Origin of the sequence: Dactylosporangium sp. NPDC050588, assembly GCF_040654975.1 — a bacterium.
Taxonomy (GTDB): Bacteria; Actinomycetota; Actinomycetes; order Mycobacteriales; family Micromonosporaceae; genus Dactylosporangium; species Dactylosporangium maewongense.
Window position 1 is genome coordinate 60,139 of sequence record NZ_JBFAJA010000020.1, and the last position, 25,264, is coordinate 85,402.

The following is a 25,264-nucleotide window of genomic DNA, read 5'->3' on the forward strand; positions in this document are numbered from 1 at the left end:
AGGTTTCCTGTCGCGTTTGCGGCTGATGTACGGCGCTGCTCGTCGGGCCGTCGTGCCTCGTCCGGCCGGCGCTACGCGGTGGCGAGGCGGTCCCGGAGGTGGTGGCCGTGGGCGGCGGAGATCTGGGCGGCCACGGCGGACCGGATCAGGTCGCTGCGGTGCCGGACGCTGCCGCCGGGCCCTTCCACCAGCAGGTGCGCGTGGACGAGCCGGTCGACCGCGGCCAGGACCTCGTCGAGGTCCAGCCCACCGGCCGCGGCCAGCTGCTCCACCCGCAACGTGCCGAGCGCCGCGGTCAGCCGCAGGATCTCCCACGCCGCCGGCGGCATCCACCTGGTCCGCTGCCTGGCGAGGTGCATCGCGACCGCCTCCGCGATCGCCGGGTCCCAGCCTGCGGCCTCTCCCGTGGCCCGTCCCGTGCCCCCTCCCGTGCCCCCTCCCGCGGCCGCTCCCGTAGCTCCTCCCGCAGCTCCTGCCGTGGCTCCTCCCGCAGCCCCTCCCGCAGCCCCTCCCGCAGCCCCTCCTGCGGCCGCGACGAGCGCGGGGATGCCGCCGCTGGCCTGCAGGACCTCGACCGGCAGGTCGCGCTCGCCGAGCGGGTCGAGCCGCAGCACCAGGTCCGCGTCCAGCGCGTGCAGGGGACGGTCCGCGATCGCCGACGGGTAGCGGTACGACACCACGACCCGCACTCCGCGCTCCCGCAGCCACCGCAGCTCGCTGACCGAGTCCGCGTCGAGATGCTCCGCGTCGTCGACCGCGACGACACACCCACCCAGCTCCGCGGCGATCGCGTCCAGCTCGGCGGGGTGCAGCGTGCGCCGCTCGTGCATCGCCGCGTCGAGGGTACGGTCCGCGGGCCGCCCCAACTGGTGCAACGCCGTGCGCAACCAGCCGAGCCGCAGCGCCCCGCCGGGCCCGGGGCCCCGCCCCAGCCCGACCCGCTCCGGCGCCTCGTCCCGCAGCCGCCCCAGCAGTGCGGACTTTCCCGCCCCGGCGGGCCCGACGACGTGCACGACCCCAGGCCCGTCACGCAGCGCGGCCAGCTCACCCCGCCGGCCCACGAACCCCGCGGCGTCCTCCGCCCCGCCCGCCGCCTGCCTGCTGATCTCCCCGCCGGCTTCTCTGCTGTGCTCCCTGCCCGCTTCCGTGCCTGGTTCCCTGCCCGCCTCTCTGACGACGGCGAGCCGCCGCTCGACCGGTTCCGCGGTGCTGCTCTCCCCGGCATCGGACGTGGCCGCCGCGGCACGCCGGTCCGCCTTGCGCCGGTCCCCGCCCCGGCGGCGGTCCCCGTTCGGCGCGCTCTCCACCGGTCGGGCGGCGGCGGTGTTGAGCTCCGCCAGGAGGCGGTCCCGCAGCGACGTCGTGTCGGCGGACGGTGCGATCCCGAGGTCGTCGGCGAGCGCCCGCCGGCACAGGTCGAACCACCGGACGACCTCGTCGGCCCGGCCCAGCGCCGCACCGGCGACCATCGCCAGCCGGTACCCCCGCTCGGTGAACGGCTCCAGCTCCGTCGCCTCCCGCGCCAGCCGCAGCGCCCTGGCCGGGTCCACGGCCGCCGCCGGCTCGGCCAGGTCGAGCAGCGCCGCGACGAGCACCGCCTTGACCTCGGCCCGCGCGGGCGCGGCCCAGTCGGCGTACTCGTCCTCCACGAACGGCAGCTCCGGCGCCAGCTCGACGATCCGCTCCCGCACGTCCAGCTGCCCCGGCCGCCGCTCCGCGACCTTCGCGGCCGCCCGCAGCTCAGCGAGGTCGAGCCGGGCCCGGTCGGTGGCGAACACGTACCCACCGGCCCGCGTCACGATGAACGACCTCGCCGTCGGCACCCCCGGCTGCAACGCCCGCCGCAGCACCGACACGTAGTGCTCCAGCGCCGCCGTAGCGTTCCCGGGCAGGTCCACCCCCCAGACCGCGTCCGCGAGCGCATCCTTGGACTGCACCCGGTCATGCCGCGCCGCGAGCACCCCCAGCACCTGCCGAGCCCGCCGCGGCAGGTCATCCCCGGTCATCCGCCGGCCGTCACCGTCAATGATCTCGATCTGCCCCAGCACCCGCACGTCCACAGCCGCCGCAATCGGCAGCCCCCGCCACACCTTGAGCGGTTCCCTCTACCCGTCCGCCTCTGTGCCCGGCCGCCTCTCCGCCCGGCCGCCTCTCCGCCCGGCAGCCCCTCCACCCGGCCGCTTCTGTGCCCGGCTGCCTCTGTGCCCGGCAGCCCCTCCACTCGGGCCGCCGCTGTGTCCGGTTGCCTCTTCGCCCCGGCCTCGCTGTGTCCGGTTGCCCATTCGCCCCGGGTTGCCTTCCGCCCCGGTCGCCGCTCCGCCCGGCTGCCCTCCGCCCTGCTGCCCCTCCACCCGGCCTGGACCCCTTGCCGACGGGCCCCCTCGGCTGTCCGTTCCAGTCGACCGGTCGTTCCTCGGCCGGCTGTTGCCCTCGCCGATCGGCCATTCCTCGGCCGGCTGTTGCCCTCGCCGACCGTTCTCCTCGGCTGACCGGTCCCTCTCGACCGGCGGGCCGCCGCAGCTGGAACGGCTCCGGGGCAAGCGGTCACCTTCGGCCAGCGTTGTCCCCTTGGCTGGCCGCTCTCCTCGCCCGGACGGGTTGCTCCGGCTCGGGTGATTCCCCAGGCGTGCGCGCCTTCTTCGATTGCTTCGTTCCTCCGCCGGCGCCGCTCCCTCCGGGCCGGTCCCGCTCCGCCGAGCGCGCTGGTCCTCTGCAGGCAGGCCCCTGCGCCGGCATGGTCCCTCTGGCGCCTGGTGTGTTTGGGGCGCGGTGGGCGTTCGCCTTCAGCCGAGCCACAGGCCGGCTTCAGGCCGTCATGGTTTCCTCCCGTGCATGAAGATCATGGCCAACGTCGCCCCGGTCGCTCGTCTGTCGTCGCGCATCGTCCTCGCGGTCGCCTTCCTCGCCGTGCTGAGCGCCGGGCTCGTCATGATGGTCGTGTCGGCGCTGCGATAGCCGGACCGGGTGGCGGGGGCTCACTCTGTACACCACCCGCTAACTCAACGCGAGATCCAGACGTGCCACGATCGGCCGCGGTGCGGTCATCCTCCACGCCTCCGTGATCAGATCGGCGAGCTCGTCCTCGTGCGCCTTGCGTAAACGCACCTGCACCCAGCCGAACCGGCCGGACACGTGTGACTTCTTGTAGGCCCGCGGGTCGTCCTCGACGAGCGCCGCCTGCTCCTCACGGGACGTCTTGACCAGCATGGTCCAGTCGTCCTCGCACAGGTAGGCGAACCCCCGGTCGCGCACCCGGAAGCCGAGATGGTTGCCGTGCTGGCGCTGCTCCACCTCGGGCAGCGTCAGGACCATCCGGAGCGCCTCGTCGACGCTCACCCCGCGGCTGGTTCGGATTCCCATGTCTGTAGGTGTAACAGGAGGGTCTGACACTTTTCCGAGGATCCGATTTTCCCCATTTGCTCAATTTCGTGATCAACGGCGTTCCCGCAGCGTGCGGCCGCCTCACCCGAAATTGTCGGTGGGCGTCGCTATGGTGACCGCCATCCGAAACGGACCACGGGGAGGCGGCACATGGGCACGTTCGGGGTTCCGGCCTCCTGGCTGCGCGACATCCTGCCGCGGCGCGGCGGGGCACCCGCAGGGTTCAGCCCGAGCGCGACCTGGGCCGCCGACATCGCCGCGCTGCTCGACAAGCGCCCCAGCCTGCGCGCCGCGCTCACCAACGCCGACACCCCCGCCGACGTGAGCGCCGAGGGACTCGCGCACCTCGACGGCGACGCCGCCAGCACCCCGCTCGGCGCGGCCGCGGTCGTCGCCGCGTATGTCGGGCCGCCCGACGAGCGCTGCCGGGCCGCCGCGGCGGTGTTCGCCGACGGGTGGGTCGCCGGCCGCGGGCTGCCGTTCGCCGTCGCGGCCGCCATGGAGCTGCAGGGCCTCGGCTATGGCAGCTTCGGCGCCGGCACGACCCTGGTCGGGCAGCCCGTGGTCCGTTACCTGCGGGGCTCCGAGGGTGCGTTCCCCGTCCTGGCACGGGTGCGGGCGGCCCTCGCCGCGGCGCCCGAGGACGAGTACCGGTCGCTCGTGCGGCGGCTCGCCGCCTGGCGGGAGCGGTCGGCGACGCACCGGGTGGTGACGGCGTTCCTCGCGCCGACCGAGGCGTCGTGGGTCGAGGAGGAGGTGCGCGGTCACGTCGTCGGCGACGACTGGCGCACCCGGCTGACCCTCGCGTCGGTGATGACGGCAGAGCAGGCCGAGACCCTCGTCGGGTCCTATCCACAGTGGGGGCTGTTCGCCGACACCGCGCTGCTGCACACGATCGCCGACGGGCTCGGCGTCGCCGTCGTGCCGCCGCTCGTGGTGTGGCTGGACCGGTTCGGGTCGTCGTCCGCGGACGCCCGGCGGGGCATGCTGTCGACCCTCGCCGTGATGCCGACCGACGAGGCGCTCCAGGCCCTCGTCGACCGGGCCGACAAGCGCGACGTCCCGGCCGCGCTGACCGAGGCGTGCGACCGGTTCCCGCAGCGGGCGGTGCGGCTGCTCGCCGAGGGGGCGTCCCGCCCGCGGATCGCCCAGCGGCTGCGCACCCACGTCGCCCGGCACCGTGCCGCCGCGGAAGAGGTCCTGCCGGCGCTCGCCGGTGCCACCGCCACCAGGGTCGCCGCCGAGCTCGCCGCGCTCGACCGCCGCGTCGTCGCGCCGCCCAAGGCGCTGCCGCCGCTGCTCGTCACACCACCATGGGTCTCGGCTCGGCGGACTGGCCGCAAACCCCTCGTCGTCCCCGGGCTGCGCTGCACCGACGAGCCGGCGATCGGCTGGGAGCCGGGGGAGCAGGCCGAATGGCTCGACCGGGCCGGCACCGCCGGCCAGTGGGGGCCGCTGCGGTCCGACTGGACCGCGCTCGCCCGCGACATCGAAGCGGGGCGGTGCGCCTGGTTCGACAAGTTCGGGTTCTTCCTCCGCGCGCCCATGGAGATCGCCGCGCCGGTCGCCGCCCGCTGGCGGCCCACCCGGCGCTGGGACCATGCGCGCTGGGCGCCCGCGCTCGTCGCGAGGTTCGGCGTGCTCGTGCTGCCGCTCGTCCTCGAGGTCGACCGGTCGGGCGCGAGCCCGCTGCTGATGCCGTTCACCGGGCCTGAGGTCGCCGCCGCCGTCGCCCGCGGGCTCGACGGCGGGCGCGCCGCACGGCAGCGGGCCACCGACTGGCTGGGCCGGCACCCCGCGGCCGCCGCCCGGGCGTTCGTCCCCGCCGCGGTCGGCCCGGCCGGGTCCGCGCGCCGCCTCGCCGGCCAGGCGCTGCGCGTCCTCGCCGACCTGGGCCACCGCGACACGGTCGAGGCCGCCGCCCGGTCCTACGGTGCCGTCGCCTCAGCCGCGGTCACCGACCTCCTCGACACCGACCCCCTGCTGGTGCTGCCGGCGCGCGTGCCGGCGCTGCCCGACTGGGCCGACCCGGCCGCCCTCACCCCGATCGAGCTGCGCGGCGGCGCCGGCACGGTCCCGCCCGACTCCGCGCGGCACGTGCTGACGATGCTCGCCATGTCGAAACAGGGCGAGCCGTATGCCGGCCTGGCCGTCGTCGCCGAGGCGTGCACCCCGGCGTCGCTCGCCGCGTTCGCGGTGTCGCTGCTGGAGCGCTGGGTCGAGGCCGGCACCCCGCCGCGCGCCGTCTGGGTCCTCGAGGCCCAGGCCCTGCTCGGCGACGACGAGACGGCCCGCCACCTCGCCGCGCACGTCCGCGCCTGGCCCGGCGAGGGCGCCATGGCCAGAGCCGCCTCGGCCGTCGACGTCATCGCCAGGATCGGCACCGAGGGCGCCCTCACCCACCTGCACCGCCTCACCACCACCGTCCGCGCCAAGCCGATCCGCGTCCGCGCCGAGGAGCGGCTGGCGGAGGTCGCCGCGTCCCTCGACCTGTCCCCGGACCAGCTCGCCGACCGGCTCGTCCCCGACCTCGGCCTCGACGCCGCCGGCACCCTCACGCTCGACTACGGCCCACGCCGGTTCACGGTCGGCCTCGACGAGCAGCTCAGGCCGTTCGTCATCGACGGGACCGGCGCCCGCCGCAAGGACCTGCCGAAGCCCGGCACCCGCGACGACCCAGCCCTCGCCCGCGCCGCCGCGCAGCGCTTCACGCTGCTGAAGAAGGACGCTCGGGCCGTCGCCGCCGACCAGGTCACGCGCTTCGAGCACGCCATGGTGTTGGGCCGCCGGTGGTCCGCCGCCGAGTTCCGCCGCCTGATCGTCGACCATCCGCTGGTCTTCCACGTGGCCCGCCGCCTCGTCTGGGCCGTCTTCCCCGCCGAACCGTCCGCCGGGCAGGCCGAGCTCGCCGGTCCACCCGGCAGCTTCGTCCCGGGACGCGACCGCGCTCTCGTGGTGGGTGGCCATGCCGTCCCGGCAGGTGTCGCCGCGCCGTCCCGCACCATGCCGGCCGCCGCTTCCGACGACACCGCGCCGTCCCGCACTGTGCTGAGCGCCGGGATCGGGGTCGCGGCCGCTGGTTCGGGTGGGGGGCCGGTGCAGGGTGTCATCGTGCTAGGCGGTGGGGTTGAGGTCGTGGCCGCTGGTTCGGGTGGGGGTGTCGGGCCGGCGCGGGGCGTCATCGCGCTGAGCGGTGGGGTTGCGGCCGCTGGTCCGGATGGACGTGGCGGGCTGGGGCGGGACGTCACTGTGCTGAGCGGTGGGGTTGAGGTCGCGGCCGCTGGTTCGGGTGGGGGTGGCGGCCCGGTGCAGGGTGTCACTGTGCTGAGCGTTGGGATTGAGGTCGCGGCTGCTGGTTCGGGTGGGGGCGGTGGGCCGGCGCGGGGCGTCATCGCGCTGGGCGGTGGGGTTGCGGCCGCTGGTCCGGATGGACGTGGCGGGCTGGGGCGGGGCGTCACTGTGCTGAGCGGTGGGGTTGAGGTTGCGGCTGCTGGTCCGGGTGGGGGTGGCGGGCCGGCGCGGGGTGTCGTGGGGGTGCGGGTGGCGGAGGATCGGACGTTCGCCGGGGTCGGTGACGAGCCGGTGACGCTGGCCGACGACGCGGTGGTCGGGGTCGCGCACCCGCTGCACCTCGGTGACGGGGTGGCCGCGTGGGCCGAGGTGTTCGCCGACTATGCGATCCTGCAGCCGTTTCCGCAGCTCGGGCGAGGCTCCCATGCGCTCACCGCCGAGGAGGTGGACCGTGACGCACTGGTCAGGTTCGTCGGTGTGAAGGCGCCGAGCGGGAGGTTCGCCGCGTTGCTCCGCGGCGCGTGGCGGCGGACCGGCAGCGGGCTGCGGGACGGGTGGGGGTCGATCGAGCGGGACCTCCCCGGCGATCGGGTCGCCGTCGTCGAGCTGGACCCCGGGTTGCACCACGCCGACCCGACCGTCGACCCGGTCCAGGCGATCGCTGACGTCTGCCTCGTGCGGCGGCATGCCGGCCACCTGGGGACGGAGCGGCTGCGGCTCGCCGACCTCGACCCGATCGGGGCGTACGAGCTGATCCGTGACCTGGAAGCAGCGACCGCATGACCGGGGACACCGCCAGAGGAATGGGCTCGCCCGACGAACTGCGCCCGGCCCGCGTAGGGGAGCAGGTGCAAGGTGGCGTCGCGGGTCCGGGCGGGGTCGTGGGAGCGGGTGGGCGCGGCGTGACGGGGTTCGCGGGGCCGGTGTTCCTGGAGGTCTGGGTCGCTGGGGCCGGCGTGGTCAGGTGGGAGAGGGACGGGCCGGGCATGGCCGGCGGGCTCGGCCCCGTTACCGTGCCCGAGATCATCAGAGACCTGCGGGAGGTCAGGCTGTGAGCGCTGCGCACGAGTTGCTGGAGGAGGGCACCGCCGTGCAGCGGCCGCCGGCCGAGGTCCGGTACGCCGACGAGCTGGCGAAGCTCCGCGACACCGACAGCGGGGAGCGGCCGCCGGGGTGGGCGTTGAGTCTGACGGCCGCGCGGCGGTTCATCGTGGGGGACCCGTCGGCGGGGATCAGCCGTAAGTTCGTCGGTGACCCGTCGCTGATCGACCGGGCCCTCGTGTCGCTCGCCACCAGCCGGGGGCTGATGCTGGTCGGTGAGCCCGGCACCGCCAAGTCGCTGCTGTCGGAGCTGCTGGCGGCGGCGGTGAGCGGGGAGTCGACGCTGACCGTACAGGGCGGGGCGGCGACGACCGAGGACCAGATCAAGTACTCGTGGAACTACGCCCTCCTGGTGGCGGAAGGGCCCAACCAGCGGTCGCTCGTGCGGGCGCCGCTGCTGCGGGGGATGGCCGAGGGCAAGGTCGTGCGGTTCGAGGAGATCACCCGTTGCCCGCTCGAGGTCCAGGACTGCCTGCTGTCGCCGCTGTCGGACCGGGTGCTCGCGATTCCCGAGCTGACCGGGCCGGAGGCGATGGTGTTCGCGCGCGACGGGTTCAACGTGATCGCGACCGCCAACACCCGTGACCGGGGCGTCAACGAGATGAGCGCGGCGCTGAAGCGGCGGTTCAACTTCGAGACCGTGTTCCCGATCGCCGACTTCGACACGGAGCTCGCGCTCGTCGAGGCGGAGGCGGGTGCGCTGCTGCGCCGGTCCGGGGTCACCGCCGCGCCGCGCCGGGACGTGCTCGAGGTGCTTGTGACGACGTTCCGGGAGCTGCGGACGGGACAGTCGGCGCGCGGCGACACGATGGAGCGGCTGTCAGCGGTCATGAGCACCGCGGAGGCCGTCTCCGTCGCGCACGCCGTCGGGTTGCGCGGCTGGTTCCTGCGCCGGGAGGCCGGCACCGCCGAGGACCTGGTGTCGTGCCTCGCCGGTACCGCGGCGAAGGACAACACCGAGGATCTGGCCAAGCTACGGCGGTACCTGGAGCAGCAGCTGACCTGGCGGACCGGCGCGCAGTGGAAGGCGCTGCACGCGGCCCGGCACCAGCTGCCGGGGTAGCGGCGATGGCCACCACGTTCATCGGCGTGCGGCACCACAGCCCGGCCTGCGCCAGGCTCGTCGCCGGCACGATCGCGGCGCTGCGGCCCGCGTACGTGCTCGTCGAGGGGCCCGCCGACATGAACGACCGCATCGGCGAGCTGCTCCTCGGGCACGAGCTGCCGGTCGCGGTGTTCAGCAGCTACCGCGACGACGAGCGGCACTGCGCGTCGTGGGCGCCGTTCTGCGCGTACTCGCCGGAGTGGGTCGCACTGCAGGAAGGCCACCGGGCCGGCGCGACCGTGCGCTTCATCGACCTGCCGGCGTGGGACCCGGCCCTCGGGCAGCGGGAGAACCGGTACGCCGACGCCGAGCAGCGCTACGCCGAGGTCGTCGACCGGCTGTGCACGGAGTTCGCCGTCGACAACGTGGACGCGTTGTGGGACCACCTGTTCGAGATCCCGCCCGACGACGGGATCGCCGAGCGGCTCGCCGCGTACTTCGACCTGCTGCGCGGGGAGACCCCGGCGAGCGAGGGCGACATGAGGCGGGAGGCGTACATGGCCCGCTGGATCCGTGCGGCCGCCGCCGACGCGGGGGACCGTCCCGTCGTCGTGGTCACCGGCGGGTTCCATCGGCCTGCGTTGATCCGCCTGACGGGCGGGGCCGCCGCGCGGTCCGACGTGCCGGCGCCGCGAGCAGGTGTGGGTGGGAGTGGCGCGTCTCCCGAGGTGTCGGTGGGTGATGGGGGCGCTGGGCGGTCCGATGTGTCGGCGCCGCGTGATGGTGTGGACGCGGGTGGCGCGTCGGCTGGGAAGTCGGTGGGTGCTGAGGGCGCGGATGCGGACGGGGATGCCGCGCGGTTCGACGTGCCGGCGCCGCGAGCAGGTGTGGGTGGGGATGGCGCGTCTCCCGAGGTGTCGGTGGGTGATGGGGGCGCTGGGCGGTCCGATATGCCGGCGCCGCGAGCAGGTGCGGACGAGAGTGGGGCGTCGCCTGAGGAGCCGGTGGGTGCCGAGGGCGCGGATGTGGACGGGGGCGCCGCGCGGTTCGGCGTGCCAGTGCCGCGTGAAGGTGGCGACGGGGGTGGCGACGGGGATGGCGCGTCGGTGGGGGGCGTGGGCGGAGACACGGGGTGGCCTGAGGTGCCGGTGTTGCCTGAGGGGGCGGTCGGGGGCAGTTTTCTGGTGCCGTACTCGTTCCGGCGGTTGGACGCGTTCGACGGGTACCAGTCGGGGATGCCGTCGCCGGAGTACTACCAGCAGGTGTGGGACGGGGGGCCGCGGCACGCCGCCGACCACCTGGCCGGGGCCGTCGTCGGGCGGCTGCGGGAGCGCAAGCAGCGGGCGTCGACGGCGGACCTGATCGCGGCGCGGGCGTCCGCAGCGGGACTGGCGCTCGTGCGGGGACATCAGCACCCGGGCAGGACCGACATCCTCGACGGGCTCGCCGGGGCGCTCGTGCACGACGCGCTCGACGAGCCGCTGCCGTGGGCGACCCGTGGGCGGCTGCGGGCCGGCACCCACCCGGTCGTCGTCGAGATGGTCGCGGCGCTCAGCGGCACCCGCGTCGGCCGGCTGCACCCCTCGACGCCGCTGCCCCCGCTCGTGCACCACGCGGATGTCGAGCTCGAACGGGAAGGGTTCGGCGTCGACGGTACGGTCACCGTCGCGCTCACCGAGGACGACGGCCTGCGGCGCAGCCGGCTGCTGCACCGGCTGCGGGTGCTGCGGATCCCGGGGTTCGAGCGGCGGCGGGGGCCGCGGACCGGGGTCGATCCGGTGCTGGAGGAGCAGTGGGACGTCACCGTCCATGAGCATCGGCTGGTCGCGTTGATCGAGGCCGGGGCGTACGGGGCGACCCTCGACGAAGCCGCCGCGGCCGTCCTCGCCGAACGGATCCGCGGGGCGGACGTCGCCGGTCTCGCCGACGCGTTGTTCGACGCGGCGCTGTGCGGCACGGTCCGCCTGTCGGACCAGGTGCTGCACGACCTGGGCGCGGCCGTCGGCACCGCCGGGGACCTCGGCGACCTCGGCCGGATGCTCGCGGTCGTGCTGACCCTGTGGCGGCACGACCGGCTCCTCGGCACCGCCGGCAGCGTCCCCCTCGGCACGGTGATCGCCGCCGCCCACCAGCGGGCGTTGTGGCTCGCGGAAGGTGTACGGGGCAGCGCCTCCCCGGCCGACCCCGCCCGCATCGCGGCGGTCGTCGCGGTCCGGGACACCACGGTGCACGCCGGGCCGCGCCTCGACCTCGACCGCGACGCCGCACTCGCCGTGATGCGCCGGGTCGCCGAGGACCGGGAGTCCCCGCCCGACCTTCGCGGCGCCGCGTTCGGCTTCTGCTGGTCCGTGGACACCACCGACCCGGAGGAGAAGGGCAGTGGCTGGGAGGACCCGGTGCGGGCGGTGCGCGGCGCGGCGGCCCCGGGCACGGCCGGCGACTGGCTGGCGGGGCTGTTCGCGGTGGCGCGCGAAGAGGTGCTGCACGCGCCGCGGGTGCTCGACGTGCTCGACGACCTGATCAGCGGGATGGGCGAGGCGGAGTTCCTGATCGCGTTGCCGGCGTTGCGGCAGGCGTTCACGTACTTCCCGCCCCGGGAACGGGAGACCGTCGCCGGGCACCTGCTCGCGCGGCGCGGGCTCGGCGGGAGCCCCCGGTCGCTGCTGCGCAGGCGGAGCACCGACCCGGCGTTCGTCGCCGCCGCCCTGGAGCTCGAGGCCCGGGTCGACGCGGCACTCACCCGCGAAGGACTCCTGACATGAGCCCGCCCGACCACGACAGCCCCGACCACGACAGCCCTGGGCTGGACGGCTCGGGCCTGGACGGCTCGGGCCTGGACAGCTCGGGCCTGGACGGCTCGGGCCTGGACGGCTCGGGCCTGGACGGCTCGGGCCTGGACGGCTCGGGCCTGGACGGCTCGGGCCTGGACGGCTCGGGCCTGGACGGCTCCGGCCTGGACGGCTCCGGCCTGGACGGCTCGGGCCTGGACGGCTCGGGCCTGGACGGCTCCGGCCTGGACGGCTCCGGCCCGGACAGCCCCGGCCCGGACAGCGCTGCGCAGGACCGCGCCGACCAGGAGCGTGCCGTGCCGGACAGCGTGGTGCAGGACGGCGCCGCTCAGGTCAGCGCGGAGCGGGACCGCGTCGACCAGGAGCGTGCCGCGACGGAGCTGGAGCGGTGGCGGCTGGTGCTCGGCGAGGCCGGCCAGTCGGTGCTGAACGGCGGGCAGCTCAGCGAAGACGGGCTGGGGCGCGACGCGGCGCTCGACTGGCTGTACGGGCGCGACGACGACCTCGAACGGCGAGGCATCCGGCGCCCGCAGACGCGGCACGGCGGCGACGGCGAGTCGGTGGTCACCACGGTCGACTGGCTCGACGACATCACGACGCTGTTCCCGAAGGAGACGATCGAGCGGCTGCAGCGCGACGCCGTGGAGCGGTACGAGATCCACGACGTCGTCACCGACCCCGCGGTCCTCGCCCGGGTCGAGCCCAACCCGACGCTGCTGCGAGCCGTCCTGCGCACCAAGCACCTGATGAACCCCGACGTGCTGGTGCTGGCGCGCAGGATCGTCGACAAGGTCGTGCGGCAGCTGGTGGAGAAGCTCGCGACGCAGGTACGGCACGCGTTCTCCGGGGCACGGTCCCGCAGCGCGAGCCGGTTCAAGGTCGCCAGGAACTTCGACGTGAAGCGCACCCTGAGGGCGAACCTCGGGCGGTACCGGCCGCAGGAGCGGAAGGTGTACGTCGAGTCCGCGTACTTCATCGCGCGGACGCGCCGGCACCTGGACCGGTGGCAGGTGATCCTGCTCGTCGACCAGTCGGGGTCGATGACGGGCAGCGTCATCCACTCGGCCGTCACCGCGGCGTGCCTGTGGGGGCTGCCGGGCGTGAAGACGCACCTCGTCGCGTTCGACACGGCGGTGGTGGACCTGACCGCGGACGTCGACGACCCGGTGGAGCTGCTGATGAAGGTCCAGCTCGGCGGCGGCACCGACATCGCGCGGGCGGTCGACTACGGCGCCGGGCTGATCGAGCAGCCGCGCCGCGCGATCCTGGTCGTGATCAGCGACCTGTACGAGGGGCCCACCGGCGGCGAGCGGCTCGTCCGTCTCGTCAGGGACGTCACGGCCCAGGGGACGAAGGTGCTGTGCCTGGCGGCGCTGGACGAGGACGCCGACCCGGCGTTCGACCGGGACATGGGCGCCCGCCTCGCCGACGCCGGCGCCTCCGTCGGTGCCATGACCCCGGGCGAGCTGGCGGCGTACGTCGCGGAGCAGGTGGCCCGATGAGAGCGGACCTTCTCGCGCTGACCCAGGAGTCGCTCGCCGCGCTCACCAACCGGGGCCTGGTCAAGCGCGCGACGAGGGAGGTCGAGCAGGCCCCGCCGGTCATCGGCGAGGATCCCGACGGCACGGTCCGCGGCACCTACCCGGACGGCCCCGAGACCGCGCTCCCACAGGGCGGCCTCGAGAAGGGCAGCTGCACCTGCGGCGCGACCGGGATCTGCCGGCACATCGTGGGCCTCGTCATCGCGTACCAGAGCGGCAACGAGCCAACGGAAGACGTCACGCGATGGTCGCCGGGGGTGTTCACCGACGAGCAGCTCGAGGCGCGGATCGGGGCGCGGCAGCTCAACGCGGCGCGGCGGGCGCACCGGGCCGGGTACGTCGCCCGCGTCCACCGGCCCTCCGCGGCGGACCCGGCGCCGCGGGTGGAGCTCGGCTCTGCGACGGTCCGGTTCCTGGTTCCCGGAGATCTCGGGTTCGTGCACACGGACGCGGTCGCCGGGGTCCGCGACGACGTCATCGCGCTCGCCGTGTGGGCGTTCCAAGCCGCCGACGCGAAAGCCGCCGACGCGAAAGCCGCCGACGCGAAAGACCCGAAGGCCGCCGATACAAAGGGTGCGAAAGCCGCCGCGGAAGCGGCCGACACAGAAGCCGCGACAGGTGCAAACGCCGACGGGCAGGACGTGCAGGTCGACGTCGGAGGGCCGGCCACCGCCGACACCGGGACCGACGCGTCCCTCGACGCCGCGGTACACCTCGCCGGCGAGATCCTGCTCACCGGCGCGACCCACGTCGGCCCCGGGCTGGCGGCCACGGTCGCCGAGGTGCGGCAGCGCCTGGACCGGGCCGGGCTGCGCTGGCCGCTGCTCGCCGTCGGCGACCTCGAGGAGCAGCTCGCGGCGTACGGGCAGCGCGCCACCTCCTACAGCCACGAACGGCTCGCCGGGCTGGTCGCCGAGCTGCACGCCAGGCACCGCGCGGTCACCAGCCGGCGTCACGCCCTTCCGGCAGGTCCCGGCGCCGGCCTGCGGGCCAGGATCCTCGGCACGCGGGAGGCCGCGGAGACCCCGATGCGCCGCGCCCGGCTCGACGGGCTCGGCTGCCGGCTCAGGACCGTCGGCGACGAGACGCAGGTCGAGATCTACTTCGCCCACGCGGACAGCGCCACCGTGCTGGTGCTGCGCCGGCCGCACCGGGAAGGCGGCCGGGTCGCCGGAGCCACCGCCGCCCAGCTCGCCGGCGGCACCGTCGTGACCGAGTCGGCGGTCCGCAGCGCCAGCCGCACCGTGCGCCTCGCCACCAGCCGCGTCGCGAAGACCACCGTCACCCCGTCGCAGGGCATGTGGACGGCCCTGCCGGACGCGCTCGTCGTGCGGGACCTGCGGGAGCTCGCCGCGCACCTCGACGGGCTCCCGCCGCGGGTCGTGCGGCCCAGGGTCGAGGCGGAGCTGGTGCGCGTCGTGGAGGTCGCGGAGGTCCGGTCCGTGCACTACTCCCCGGGCGCCCAGCGGCTCGACGCCGTCGTCGCGGCCCCGGCCGGCGGGGTGGCGACGATCACCGCGACCCACACCGCGGCCGCGCCCGGCGCCCTCGACGCGATCGCCGCGGCGCTGCGGGGTCCGGTCCGGGCCGTCGCCGGCATCGTCGGCAGGACCCGCGGCGTGATCACCGTCGAGCCGCTCGGGTTCGCGGTCGGTGACGACGCCGTCGTGGTCCCCGACCTGGCGCCGGCGGGCGGGTTCCGGGTCGACGGCGGGCCGGTGCTCGACGAGGACCCGCTCCGGCACGCGGTCGGCGCGGCCTCGGCGCTGCTCGCCGAGGTGCCCCACCGGGGCCTGCGGATGCTGCCGCCGACGTTCGCGGGCCGGCTGCGCGACGCGGAGCAGACGTTGCTGCGGGTCGGGCTGCGCCGCGCGGCCGCCTCGGTCGGCGCCCTGCGGGAAGGGCTGGGACCCGACCCGGACGACGCGACCGTGCGTCTCTGGGTCGACGCGTACGTGCGGCTGCTGGTCACCGCCGAGCTGCAGTGACCCGGCCGTGACGGACCGTCGAGGCGGCGGCGGTTTTGTCCGGTCTGCGTGTGCCGATTCTGGGCCGCAAGAGGGATCACATCCGCCCGACGGCGTGTCGATCATGAACCGTGGCTAGGCTGACGCGCCGGAAGTGAAGGACAGCTGAACAGGGGGGCGCAGCATGGCCGACTCGTTCGTGCATCTCCATGTGCACACCGAGTACTCCATGCTCGACGGAGCGGCGCGACTGAAGGACATGTTCAAGGAGGCGAACCGTCTCGGCATGCCCGCCGTCGCGATCACCGACCACGGCAACATGCACGGCGCGTACGACTTCTACAAGCAGGCGACCGCCGCCGGCGTCACCCCGATCCTCGGCGTCGAGGCCTACGTCGCGCCCGAGTCGCGGCTGCACAAGCAGCGCGTCAAGTGGGGCCGTCCCGACCAGAAGGACGACGACGTGTCCGGCTCCGGCGGGTACACGCACAAGACCATCTGGGCGAAGAACAGGACCGGCCTGCACAACCTGTTCCGGCTCAACTCGCGGGCGTCGATCGAGGGGCACTTCGTGAAGTGGCCCCGGATGGACATGGAGATCATCGCCGAGCACGCCGAGGGCCTGATGGCCACGACCGGCTGCCCGTCCGGCGAGGTCCAGACGCGGCTGCGGCTCGACCAGTTCGACGAGGCGCTGAAGGCCGCCGCGAAGTACCAGGAGATCTTCGGCAAGGACAACTACTTCCTCGAGGTCATGGACCACGGCCTCGACATCGAGCGGCGCGTCCGCGAGGGCCTGACCGAGATCAGCAAGCGGCTCAACATCCCGCCGGTCGTCACCAACGACTCGCACTACACGCACCAGGCCCAGGCCGAGGCGCACGACGTGCTGCTGTGCGTGCAGACGGCGGCCAACATCAACGACCCGAACCGGTTCCGGTTCGGCGGGTCGGGCTACTACCTGAAGTCCGCCGACGAGATGCGCGCCGTCGACGGCTCCGACCTGTGGCAGCAGGGCTGCCGCAACACGCTGCTGGTCGCCGAGAAGGTCGACACCGACGGCATGTTCAAGGAGCGCAACCTGATGCCGCGCTTCCCGGTGCCGGAGGGGGAGACCGAGGAGTCGTTCTTCCGGGCCGAGGTCGCCCGCGGGATGGCGCGCCGGTTCCCCGACGGCATCGACGAGGAGCACCAGCGGCAGGCCGACTACGAGACCGACATGATCGTGAAGATGGGCTTCCCGGCCTACTTCCTCGTCGTGTCCGACTTCATCCTGTGGGCGAAGAACCAGGGCATCGCCGTCGGCCCGGGGCGTGGCTCGGCCGCCGGCAGCCTGGTGGCGTACGCGATGGGCATCACCGACCTCGACCCGCTGCCGCACGGCCTGATCTTCGAACGGTTCCTGAACCCCGACCGTATCTCGATGCCCGACATCGACATCGACTTCGACGAGCGCCGGCGCGGCGACGTCATCCGGTACGTGACGGACAAGTGGGGCGAGGACCGGGTCGCGCAGATCGCCACCTTCGGCACGATCAAGGCCAAGGCCGCCATCAAGGACTCGGCGCGGGTCCTGGGCTACCCGTTCGCGGTCGGCGACCGGATCACCAAGGCGATGCCGCCCGCGGTGATGGGCAAGGACATCCCGCTCACCGGCATCTTCGACCCGAACCACCCGCGCTACTCCGAGGCGGTCGAGTTCCGCGCGCTGTACGAGAGCGACCCCGACGTCAAGAAGGTCGTCGACACGGCGAAGGGCATCGAGGGGCTGATCCGCCAGACGGGTGTCCACGCCGCCGGCGTCATCATGTCCGCCGAGCCGCTGATCGAGCACGTGCCGCTGATGCGCCGCGACGCCGACGGCGCGATCATCACGCAGTTCGACTACCCGACGTGCGAGACGCTCGGGCTGCTGAAGATGGACTTCCTCGGCCTGCGCAACCTGACGATCATCGACGACGCGGTCAAGAACATCGAGCGCAACCACGGCATCAAGCTCGACCTGCTCAGCCTTTCGCTGGACGACAAGGCCGCCTACGAGCTGCTCGCCCGCGGCGACACCCTCGGCGTGTTCCAGCTCGACGGCGGGCCGATGCGCTCGCTGCTGCGGCTGATGAAGCCCGACAACTTCGAGGACATCTCCGCGGTCCTGGCGCTGTACCGCCCGGGCCCGATGGGTGCGAACTCGCACACCAACTACGCGCTGCGCAAGAACGGGCAGCAGGAGATGACGCCGATCCACCCGGAGCTGGAGGAGCCGCTCCAGGAGATCCTGGGCCCCACGTACGGGCTGATCGTCTACCAGGAGCAGGTGCAGCGCGCCGCGCAGAAGCTCGCCGGCTACACCCTCGGCCAGGCCGACCTGCTGCGCCGGGCCATGGGCAAGAAGAAGAAAGAGGTCCTGGAGAAGGAGTTCGTGCCGTTCAGCGACGGCATGAAGGCCAACGGCTACAGCGCCGACGCGATCAAGAAGCTGTGGGATGTGCTCGTCCCGTTCGCCGACTACGCGTTCAACAAGGCGCACACGGCCGGCTACGGGCTCGTCTCGTACTGGACGGCGTACCTCAAGGCGAACTACCCGGCGGAGTACATGGCCGGGCTGCTGACCAGCGTCGGCGACGACAAGGACAAGATGGCCCTGTACCTGTCGGAGTGCCGGCGGATGGGCATCGACGTGCTGCCGCCGGACGTCAACACGTCCGCGGGCCCGTTCACGCCGGTCGGCAAGGACATCCGCTTCGGCCTCGCCGCCGTGCGCAACGTCGGCCACAACGTCGTCGACGCGATCGTGCGGTGCCGGCAGGCCGCGCCGTACAAGGACTTCCACGACTTCCTGTCGAAGGTCGACGCCGTCGCCTGCAACAAGAAGACGATCGAGTCGCTGATCAAGGCCGGCGCGTTCGACTCGATGGGCCACCCGCGCCGCGGGCTCCTGGCGATCCACGCCGACGCGATCGACGCGTACGCGGACATCAAGAAGAACGAGGCGATCGGCCAGTTCGACCTCTTCGGCGACGCGTTCGGCGGCGACGACACCGGCGGCGGCGCCCCCGCCATGACCGCCGCGATCCCGCAGATCGAGTGGGACAAGCGGGAGCTGCTCACGTTCGAGCGGGAGATGCTCGGCCTGTACGTGTCCGACCACCCCCTGTTCGGCCTCGAGTCGGTACTCGCCAAGGCCGCGGACACGGCGATCAGCAGCCTGTCGGAGGAGGGCTCGGTGCCGGACGGCGCCGTCATCACCCTCGCCGGGATGCTGACCGGCGTGCAGCGGCGCATCACCAAGCAGGGCAAGCCGTGGGCGTCGGCGAGCCTGGAGGACCTCGGCGGTGCCGTCGAGGCGCTGTTCTTCCCCAACACGTACGAGCTCGTCGGCCAGTACATCGCCGAGGACGCGATCGTCGTGGTCAAGGGCCGCGTCGACCGGCGGGACGAGACGCCGCGGCTCATGGCGATGGACCTGTCGATGCCCGACGTCACCACCGCGGACGAGAACCGGCCGGTGGTGCTGTCGCTGCCGGCGAACCGGTGCACGCCGCCGCTGGTCGACCGGCTCAAGGAGATCCTGCTCAACCACCCCGGCAAGGCCGAGGTGCACGTGAAGCTCAGCCACGGCTCGCGGATCACCCTGCTGCGCCTCGGCCCGTACCGGGTCGAGCCGACCACCGCCCTGAAGGGCGACCTGAAAGCGCTGCTCGGCCCCAACAGCTTCTCGTAGAACGGTCGCGATAGGGTCGGCGGGTGCAGACGTCGCGTCGGTCGCTGTGGCTCTCGCGGCGCGCCCGCTGGTCCGCCGCGGTCGTCGCGGTCCTCGTCGCCGCCGTGCTCGCCGGCGCGTTCGTCTACCGGCTCAACCAGCGGCCGTATGCGTTCGACCGGCTGACCCGCACCGGCGAGGCCGCGTTCCCCGGCGCCGTCGAGGGGCCCGGCCTGCGCGCGTTCCTGGACAGCGGCCGGGCGTTCGTCGGCTACCAGGCCGGTGATGGGCGCTTCCACCTGCGCGCGGTCGACGTCGACAAGCCCGGCGAGCCCCCGATCTGGATCAACTCGGCCCTCACCGCCGTCGAGTCGTTCGGCTTCGCCCGCGGCTCGGTGATCGTCACCGGCGCCCCGGACACCGCCGGACACCGCACGATCACCCTGCTCAACGCGAACAACGGGGTGCCGTTCATCAGGTTCGACGTCGTCGCCGGGGACCGCTGGGAGCTCGTCGGCAAGTACTTCGTGCGGTACCGCGGCGCCGACCACAAGCTCGTCGTCACCGACGTCGGCACGCAGAAGGAGATCGCGACCCTCGACCAGCCGGGTGGCGCCGGCAGCTTCTGGCTGACCGACAACTGGAGCCACCAGCAGGTCCCGACGTCGCCGGACGGCGCCGCCCTCGACGAGCCGCTGACCGTCGACCCGCACCTGGTCCGCGCCGTCGCCGGCGGCGGCATCGAGGTGATCAGCCTGTCCAGCGGCAAGCCGGACGACGCCGCGCCGGCCGTCGCCGCGCCCGAGGACCTCGTGTACCCGTACGAGGAGCAGGTCTTCGTCGCCGGATCCGGCCCCGGGTACCGGATCCAGGCCCGCGACCGGTTGAGGCTCGACAAGGTGCAGTGGACGTGGACGTCACCGGACCCGCAGGTGCGGGTGCGGTCGCTCGCCGCGTGCGGGGAGCGGCGGGTCTGCGCGGTCGAGGAGCACCGGGTGACCGCGCTGGACATCCGCACCGGCGAGGTCGCGTTCCGCGTCGACGTCGACGCGCCCCGCACCCTGCTGCCCGTCGGCGAGCGGCTGATGCTCCGCGACGCCGACGGCGCGGTGCTGCTCGACGACGCGGGGCAGGTCGTGCGGCGCTGGCCCGGCCGGCGCGCCGCCCGCCTCGACGACGGCAGCTACCTGCTGCTGCCGGTCGACGTGCCGGCCGGGCCGTACACCTGGCTCGGCGTGCAGGCCGACAACGGCGCGACCCGCGACCTCGGCGCCCTGGACGTGCCGGTCGACACGTGCACCTGGAGCCACACGTACCTGGCCTGCGCGGCGGCGCCCGGACGGTTCGTCTTCTACCGGGTCAGGACGCCCTGGTACTCGGGGCGGCTCTGACGGCCCGGCGCCGCGCCAGCCGGAAGATCGCGACCGCGCCGATCGCCACCCACACGACGTTGAGCACCGCGGACGGCCACGCGCCGTTGACGGCCGAGTTGAGCGCCAGGGCCGCGCCGCCGGTGATGTTGAGGCCCTGGAACACGGCACCGTCGCCGGTGATCCGTTTCGTGGAGACGAGGGCGTACGCGGCGAGCAGCCCGGCCGCGCCCGCCCAGCCGATCAGGGCGATCACGACAGCACCGCGTAGGCGCGGACGGTGAACGTGCCCATGCCGGCGATCCGCGGCGGCACCGCCGTGAACCGGAACCCGTCGACCGGCAGCCGGTCCAGGTCGTTGAGGTGCTCCACGACGTAGATGCCGGCGTCGAGCAGGCCGGTGTGCGCGGGGCGGGTCAGGTCGGCGACGTCGTCGATGTTGACCGAGTCGATGCCGACGAGCGCCGGGCCCCTTTGTACCAGCCATTCGACGGCGTCGCGGGTCAGGAACGGCGCGTCCGGGTCGCCGTATGCGGGCTTCCCGAAGTGCTTCGACCAGCCGGTGCACACGAGGACGGCGCAGTCCGTGACGTCGCCGTACGCGCCGGCCTGCCGCTCCAGCAGCGCCGCGTCGACCGCGCGGACACCGGTCGCGTCGACGAGGACGCCGGGCAGGTCCGCGACCCGTTCGAGGGGGACGTCGGTGAGGTCGCCGCGGCCCTCGAAGCGGTGCGCGGGCGTGTCCAGGTAGGTGCCGGTGTTGGCGATCAGGTCGATGCGGCCGATCTGGAAGTCGGTCCCGGGCGCATACCTGCCGCGGGCGTCCTCGCGGGACAGGTAGTCGCTGATCACGGGCCCGGGCATGCCCGGATAGGTGACCAGGCCGGCGTGGACGGGGTGGCTCAGTTCGATGAAGCGTCGCACACCTGCGATCGTGGCAGACAGCGCAGCTAACGTGTGAGCGAGAATTCCTACAGTTGCACTGAAGCAGGACTGCATGAACCTGGACCCGCGCCGCCTCGCGGTGCTCGCCGCGATCGCCCGCCGCGGCACCCTCGCCGGCGCCGCCGCGGCGCTGCACGTCACCCCGTCGGCGGTGTCGCAGCAGCTCGCGCAGCTGGAGCACACCGTCGGCCGGCCGCTGGTGGACCGGTCCGGGCGGCGCGCCGTGCTCACCGCCGCCGGCCGGGTCCTCGCCGTCCGCGCCGAGGCGATCGAGCGGGAGCTGGCCGAGGCGGAGCGGGAGCTGGTCGCCATGTCGGGCCGCGCCGCCGGGTTCGTGCGTGTCGGCGCGTTCGCGACCGTGATCCGGCACCTGCTGATCCCCGCGATGGCCCGCCTCGCCCGCGACCACCCCGACGTGACCTGCTCGATCACCGAGCTCGACGGCCCGCCCGCGCTGCGCGAGCTGCGCCTCGGCGGCCTCGACGTGACCATCACCGAGCGCGACGCCTCGCTGGGCCTGGAGTCGCGGCGGCAGGTGAGCGTGGTGCCGCTCGGCGAGGACCCGTACCGGGTCGTGGTGCCCGCGGACTGGCCGCCCGTGCTCTCCTACGGCGACCTCGCCGACCGCCCGTGGATCGCCGGGCCGCCGACGTCGACGACCGGGCAGGTCCTGGACCGGCTCGGCCGCGAGCGCGGCTTCACCCCGCGGCGGGTGCACGCGTGCGTCGACTACCCGGTCGTGCTCGCGCTCGTCGCCGCGGGGCACGGCGCCACCATCGTGCCGGACCTGGCGCTCCGTGACGCGTTGGCGGCGGGTGTACGGGTGACCGACCTGCCCGTCGCGGGCGCCCGGCGGCTGGACGCGCTGGTCACGGCGGGCAGGGCGGCCCTGCCGGCGGTGACGGCGCTGCTGTCGGTGCTAGTAGATTGACATGTGCACGTGGTTGGTGTGGTCGCTGCTCGGGTCGCCCTGGCCGCTGTTGTAGGCGTGCCAGCCGCCCGCCGGCGTCCAGATCTGCTTGAACCAGATCACGTACATCACGCCCAGCGCCTGCGCGTTCTTGATCAGCCACGCGGCGAGCTGGGTGCCGTACTCCTTCGACGCGCCCGCCGCCACCCCGCCGAAGCCCTTCACGTCGGCGGCGAAGTCGCAGGCCCGGCCCTTCGGGTGCTCGTAGGGCTCGCCCGGTGCCCGCCAGCACGACACGAAGCGCAGGAACCCGGCCCTGCGCACCTCCTGCAGCGCGTGCAGGGTCCGCGGGGTGAGGCAGCCGCCGGTCGTCGGGTCGTCGGTGCCGCACGACTCCGCCGCCCAGGAGCCGTCGGCCAGGCGCGGCGCGGGCCCGGCCACCTTGGTCGTGGTCTTGCCGCTCCACGTGGTGGACACGTCGACGGCGGCCATCGACTGGGCGAGCGCCTCCTCCAGGTCGGCCTTCTGCTTCGCCATCACCGCCATGCTCGCCCGCTGCGTGCCGACCTCGGCGTCGATCGTCGCCTTCGTCCTGATCAGCTCGGTCCGCATCGCCGTCAGCCGGGTGAGCCGGGCGGCGTTGCGCCGGGCGATGACCTCCAGGGTGCTCACCCGGTCGGCGAAGACCCCCGGCGTCCGGCTGTCCAGCAGCGTCGCCGCGCTGCGCAGCCCGCCGCCGTTCTGGTAGGCGGCGACCGTCATCGTCTGGGTCTCGTCGCGCAGCTTCGCGTACTCCGGCTCCAGCTTCTGCTGCTGCTCCTCGAGGGCCTGCTGCCGTTGCAGGGACGCCGTCAGGGCGTTCTGCGCGTCGATGTAGGCGTGGTTCGCCTCGTCGAGCTTCCGCATCAGGGCAGGGTCGCCCCCCTCGCCGGCGTTCGCGGGCGAGGCCGTGCCGAGCACCACGGTCGGGGTGAGCAGGATCGCGAGCGCTGTCACGACGGCGACGATCCACGGAGGTCTGGACATACTGTCCCTCCATCGGCCGCCGAGCGGGTGAGCTGACGGATTCGGGCCGGAATCATCGTCCAGGGTGGTGGACTAGCCTCCTAGGAAGGATTGGGGGACATGAACCGGGTCATTGAGGGGTAACCGGTCAAAGTCAAGGCAAGCAACGGAAGGGGTCTCGGACATGTCGAGAAGTGCTACGAGCACACCGGCCACCGTCGAGGACTGCCTGCGCGTCGGCGCCGGCTTCTCCCAGGGCGACAGGGTCTGGATCGCCGAGCAGTTCGCCACGCTCGACACCCAACTGGCCGCGTTCCCGGTCGACGCGACGGAGATCGAGGTGTCGGTGAAGGACCGCAACGCCCGGGGCCAGAAGGTCACCCTCGAGTGCTGGACCCCCGGCCACCCGAAGGCGGTGGCCACATCGACGGAGGAGGACCTGCACGCCGCCATCCTGGAGGTCCGCGACGACCTGCGCCGGCGCCTGGCAGACGCCAAGACCCGGCAGGTGCCGCGCCACAACCGTCACCTCCGCGAGAGCACGATCGCTGACGTCATCTCCCCCGAGCTGATCCCGCGCCCCAGCACCTGAGCGCGCGGTGTCTCGCGGCCCGGCCACCGGCTTTCCGGTGACCGGGCCGCCGCCGTCATCGGCGTCACGGGCTTTCAGCACGGTGGTGCGGAGCCGTCACGGGCTTACGACGCGGGTGGTGCGGAGCCGTCACGGGCTTACAGCGCGGGTGGTGCGGGGCCGTCACGGGCAGGCGGCGTCGCGGTACAGCGTGCCGGTCGTGACGTGCTCGTCGAGCGCGGCCTTCACGACGAGGCGCTCCAGGCCGTCCAGGAAGCCGAGGGGTCCGCGCTCGCCGAGGAACCCGTGCTCGGCGCACAGCATCAGCTCCGCGGTGTCGCTCAGGTCGGTGAGGAACATGAAGAAGTTGGCGCCCTTGGGCAGGCGGTCGATGACGGGGGCGCGCAGCTTCGTCGCCGGCAGCGCCGCGTGGATCGCGTCGGCGAGGTCGGCCGGCGGCGCGGGCGGCGGCTGGTCCTGCGCGACGAAGCGGGTGTCGTTGAAGAAGCAGTAGCCGTCGGGTGTGATCCCGCTGCGGGCGGCGATCTCGGCGAACAGCGACTCGAGCCGGCGTGGGTCGTACTCGCAGTGGGCGTAGGCCAGGAGCGCGGCGTCCGAGGCGCGGTGCAGCAGGTCGCCGACGGTCTCGGTAGGGCGGCCGGTGAAGTCGAGCCGGAAGAGCGCGTTCTGGTTGAAGGCGCCGACCAGCGCGCGGCTCGCCGGCCGGAAGCGGGTCGCCACGATCATGCGGAGCAGGGCCTCGGTCTCGCCGGTGTACGCCGCGAGCTGCAGCGCCGTCCCGGCCAGCAGCACCGTCGCCGGTGGGACGCCGGCCCGGGCGGCGAGCCCGTTCGCGGCGAGCGCCAGGGCTGGGGACTGGATCAGCCCCCAGTCGAGGTTGGGCGGCCGGCCGTCGCGGACGCTCTCGATCATGCGGGTGGGGACGCCGGTGAGGTGTTTCGCCCAGTAGTCGAGCGCCTTCGCCTCTCTGCGCAGGCCGACGGCGGACGTCTCGTACCCGACGCGCTGCAACGGCTGCTGGCCCGGCTCGGCCGCGACCGGTGGGTCCTGCAGCAGGTTGAGCAGGTCGCCGCGGACGATCGCGAAGCTCCCGCCGTCGACGGCCATGTGGCTGGCGGCGAGCAGGACGGTGACCGGGGCGTCGTCGCGGACCAGGATCGCGACCCGGAGCGGCAGGTCGGCGCCGATGTCGAACCACGGGGCGCGCAGCGCCTCCCCGAGCTCCGCGGCAGCCTCGTCGGTGCCGCGGTCGCCGATGTCGTGGACCCGCAGCGGGATGTCGCCCTCGCCGACGACCCGCTGCCGGGGGCCTTCGGGGGTGTCGGCGTACAGGGTGTGCAGCGAGTCGTGCCGCTCGACGAGCCGCCGGAGGGCCGCGAGCACGCTGCCGAGGTCGTTGTGCGGCGGGACGGGGCACCGGGTGAGCAGGTTGAGGGTCGAGTCGCGCGGTGGCAGCCAGCGCAGCACGTCCCAGATCGCGACCTGGGCCCAGATGAGCGGGCCCTCAGCGGCGCGGCCGGTGTTGAAGTGCACGCTGGTGGGGTACGCGGGCATGGGTCACCTTCCGCCGAGGCCGGACCGGGTCAGGGGGTGAGCGTGGGTGAGCGCCTAAAAGCTACGACCGGTGTTG

The 25,264-nt window shown here is 73.9% G+C and carries 17 protein-coding genes; 11 read left to right on the forward strand and 6 right to left on the reverse strand.

All coding sequences use genetic code 11. The features are described from left to right. Nucleotides 1–71 precede the first annotated feature (71 nt). Nucleotides 72–2,006 (reverse strand): BTAD domain-containing putative transcriptional regulator, encoded by a 1,935-nt coding sequence (locus tag AB0I21_RS16060; RefSeq protein WP_360561748.1) that lies wholly within the window; start codon nucleotides 2,004–2,006, stop codon nucleotides 72–74. A gap of 826 nt (nucleotides 2,007–2,832) precedes the next feature. On the opposite strand from AB0I21_RS16060, the gene AB0I21_RS16065 reads away from it, so the two are divergent. Further along, on the forward strand, nucleotides 2,833–2,955 hold the full coding sequence (locus AB0I21_RS16065) for a hypothetical protein (RefSeq protein WP_354893316.1): 123 nt from the start codon (nucleotides 2,833–2,835) through the stop codon (nucleotides 2,953–2,955). 39 nt (nucleotides 2,956–2,994) lie between these two features. Here AB0I21_RS16065 and AB0I21_RS16070 read toward each other — a convergent pair whose 3' ends face one another. Next, the gene (locus AB0I21_RS16070; RefSeq protein WP_344502548.1) at nucleotides 2,995–3,360 is read right to left on the reverse strand and encodes an MmcQ/YjbR family DNA-binding protein; all 366 of its coding nucleotides are present in this window, start codon (nucleotides 3,358–3,360) and stop codon (nucleotides 2,995–2,997) included. A gap of 171 nt (nucleotides 3,361–3,531) precedes the next feature. Between AB0I21_RS16070 and AB0I21_RS16075 the strand changes: the two genes are divergently transcribed. From AB0I21_RS16075 to AB0I21_RS16110, 8 genes are all read left to right on the forward strand, one after another. After that, complete coding sequence (locus AB0I21_RS16075) at nucleotides 3,532–7,455, forward strand: DUF4132 domain-containing protein (RefSeq protein WP_360561751.1); 3,924 nt, start codon at nucleotides 3,532–3,534, stop codon at nucleotides 7,453–7,455. Then, nucleotides 7,452–7,727 carry a hypothetical protein gene (locus tag AB0I21_RS16080; RefSeq protein WP_360561752.1) on the forward strand — a complete coding sequence of 92 codons (276 nt, stop codon included), beginning with the start codon at nucleotides 7,452–7,454 and terminating at the stop codon, nucleotides 7,725–7,727. Before AB0I21_RS16075 ends, AB0I21_RS16080 begins: the two co-directional genes overlap by 4 nt. Next, nucleotides 7,724–8,836, forward strand: coding sequence for an AAA family ATPase (locus AB0I21_RS16085; RefSeq protein ID WP_360561754.1), 1,113 nt, complete (start codon nucleotides 7,724–7,726; stop codon nucleotides 8,834–8,836). The genes AB0I21_RS16080 and AB0I21_RS16085 overlap by 4 nt, the downstream gene beginning before the upstream one ends. A 5-nt stretch (nucleotides 8,837–8,841) precedes the next feature. After that, the gene (locus tag AB0I21_RS16090; protein ID WP_360561756.1) at nucleotides 8,842–11,580 is read left to right on the forward strand and encodes a DUF5682 family protein; all 2,739 of its coding nucleotides are present in this window, start codon (nucleotides 8,842–8,844) and stop codon (nucleotides 11,578–11,580) included. 407 nt (nucleotides 11,581–11,987) lie between these two features. Next, a complete protein-coding gene (locus AB0I21_RS16095; protein WP_360561862.1) occupies nucleotides 11,988–13,109 on the forward strand; it encodes a VWA domain-containing protein in 1,122 nt (373 codons plus the stop codon). Then, nucleotides 13,106–15,136: a hypothetical protein gene (locus tag AB0I21_RS16100; RefSeq protein ID WP_360561757.1), complete on the forward strand. Its 2,031-nt coding sequence runs from the start codon at nucleotides 13,106–13,108 to the stop codon at nucleotides 15,134–15,136. The genes AB0I21_RS16095 and AB0I21_RS16100 overlap by 4 nt, the downstream gene beginning before the upstream one ends. 163 nt (nucleotides 15,137–15,299) lie before the next feature. After that, nucleotides 15,300–18,833, forward strand: coding sequence for a DNA polymerase III subunit alpha (gene dnaE / locus AB0I21_RS16105; RefSeq protein ID WP_360561759.1), 3,534 nt, complete (start codon nucleotides 15,300–15,302; stop codon nucleotides 18,831–18,833). A 23-nt stretch (nucleotides 18,834–18,856) separates the two neighbouring features. Next, nucleotides 18,857–20,203, forward strand: a complete 1,347-nt coding sequence (locus AB0I21_RS16110; protein WP_360561761.1) for a hypothetical protein — start codon at nucleotides 18,857–18,859, stop codon at nucleotides 20,201–20,203. Here the strand turns inward: AB0I21_RS16110 and AB0I21_RS16115 are convergent. After that, entirely contained in the window at nucleotides 20,172–20,438 is a 267-nt protein-coding gene (locus tag AB0I21_RS16115; protein WP_344502540.1) for a hypothetical protein, read from the reverse strand. The genes AB0I21_RS16110 and AB0I21_RS16115 overlap by 32 nt on opposite strands. Next, nucleotides 20,435–21,106 (reverse strand): cyclase family protein, encoded by a 672-nt coding sequence (locus AB0I21_RS16120; RefSeq protein WP_360561763.1) that lies wholly within the window; start codon nucleotides 21,104–21,106, stop codon nucleotides 20,435–20,437. Before AB0I21_RS16120 ends, AB0I21_RS16115 begins: the two co-directional genes overlap by 4 nt. A 73-nt stretch (nucleotides 21,107–21,179) precedes the next feature. Here AB0I21_RS16120 and AB0I21_RS16125 point away from each other — a divergent pair, with 73 nt between their 5' ends. Continuing rightward, the gene (locus AB0I21_RS16125) at nucleotides 21,180–22,058 is read left to right on the forward strand and encodes a LysR family transcriptional regulator (protein ID WP_360561765.1); all 879 of its coding nucleotides are present in this window, start codon (nucleotides 21,180–21,182) and stop codon (nucleotides 22,056–22,058) included. Here the strand turns inward: AB0I21_RS16125 and AB0I21_RS16130 are convergent. Continuing rightward, entirely contained in the window at nucleotides 22,047–23,063 is a 1,017-nt protein-coding gene (locus AB0I21_RS16130; protein WP_360561766.1) for a hypothetical protein, read from the reverse strand. The genes AB0I21_RS16125 and AB0I21_RS16130 overlap by 12 nt on opposite strands. A 163-nt stretch (nucleotides 23,064–23,226) precedes the next feature. On the opposite strand from AB0I21_RS16130, the gene AB0I21_RS16135 reads away from it, so the two are divergent. After that, nucleotides 23,227–23,634 (forward strand): HPF/RaiA family ribosome-associated protein, encoded by a 408-nt coding sequence (locus tag AB0I21_RS16135; protein ID WP_360561768.1) that lies wholly within the window; start codon nucleotides 23,227–23,229, stop codon nucleotides 23,632–23,634. 162 nt (nucleotides 23,635–23,796) lie between these two features. Here AB0I21_RS16135 and AB0I21_RS16140 read toward each other — a convergent pair whose 3' ends face one another. Beyond that, nucleotides 23,797–25,188 (reverse strand): condensation domain-containing protein, encoded by a 1,392-nt coding sequence (locus tag AB0I21_RS16140; protein WP_360561770.1) that lies wholly within the window; start codon nucleotides 25,186–25,188, stop codon nucleotides 23,797–23,799. Nucleotides 25,189–25,264: the final 76 nt, after the last annotated feature.

Coding starts and splice junctions, on each gene's coding strand:
- AB0I21_RS16075 (WP_360561751.1), top strand. CDS start 3,532: ATGGGCACGTTCGGGGTTCCGGCCTCCTGGCTGCGCGACATCCTGCCG.
- AB0I21_RS16060 (WP_360561748.1), bottom strand. CDS start 2,006: ATGACCGGGGATGACCTGCCGCGGCGGGCTCGGCAGGTGCTGGGGGTG.
- AB0I21_RS16125 (WP_360561765.1), top strand. CDS start 21,180: ATGAACCTGGACCCGCGCCGCCTCGCGGTGCTCGCCGCGATCGCCCGC.
- AB0I21_RS16140 (WP_360561770.1), bottom strand. CDS start 25,188: ATGCCCGCGTACCCCACCAGCGTGCACTTCAACACCGGCCGCGCCGCT.
- AB0I21_RS16090 (WP_360561756.1), top strand. CDS start 8,842: ATGGCCACCACGTTCATCGGCGTGCGGCACCACAGCCCGGCCTGCGCC.
- AB0I21_RS16100 (WP_360561757.1), top strand. CDS start 13,106: ATGAGAGCGGACCTTCTCGCGCTGACCCAGGAGTCGCTCGCCGCGCTC.
- AB0I21_RS16070 (WP_344502548.1), bottom strand. CDS start 3,360: ATGGGAATCCGAACCAGCCGCGGGGTGAGCGTCGACGAGGCGCTCCGG.
- AB0I21_RS16065 (WP_354893316.1), top strand. CDS start 2,833: ATGAAGATCATGGCCAACGTCGCCCCGGTCGCTCGTCTGTCGTCGCGC.
- dnaE (WP_360561759.1), top strand. CDS start 15,300: ATGGCCGACTCGTTCGTGCATCTCCATGTGCACACCGAGTACTCCATG.
- AB0I21_RS16130 (WP_360561766.1), bottom strand. CDS start 23,063: ATGTCCAGACCTCCGTGGATCGTCGCCGTCGTGACAGCGCTCGCGATC.
- AB0I21_RS16135 (WP_360561768.1), top strand. CDS start 23,227: ATGTCGAGAAGTGCTACGAGCACACCGGCCACCGTCGAGGACTGCCTG.
- AB0I21_RS16080 (WP_360561752.1), top strand. CDS start 7,452: ATGACCGGGGACACCGCCAGAGGAATGGGCTCGCCCGACGAACTGCGC.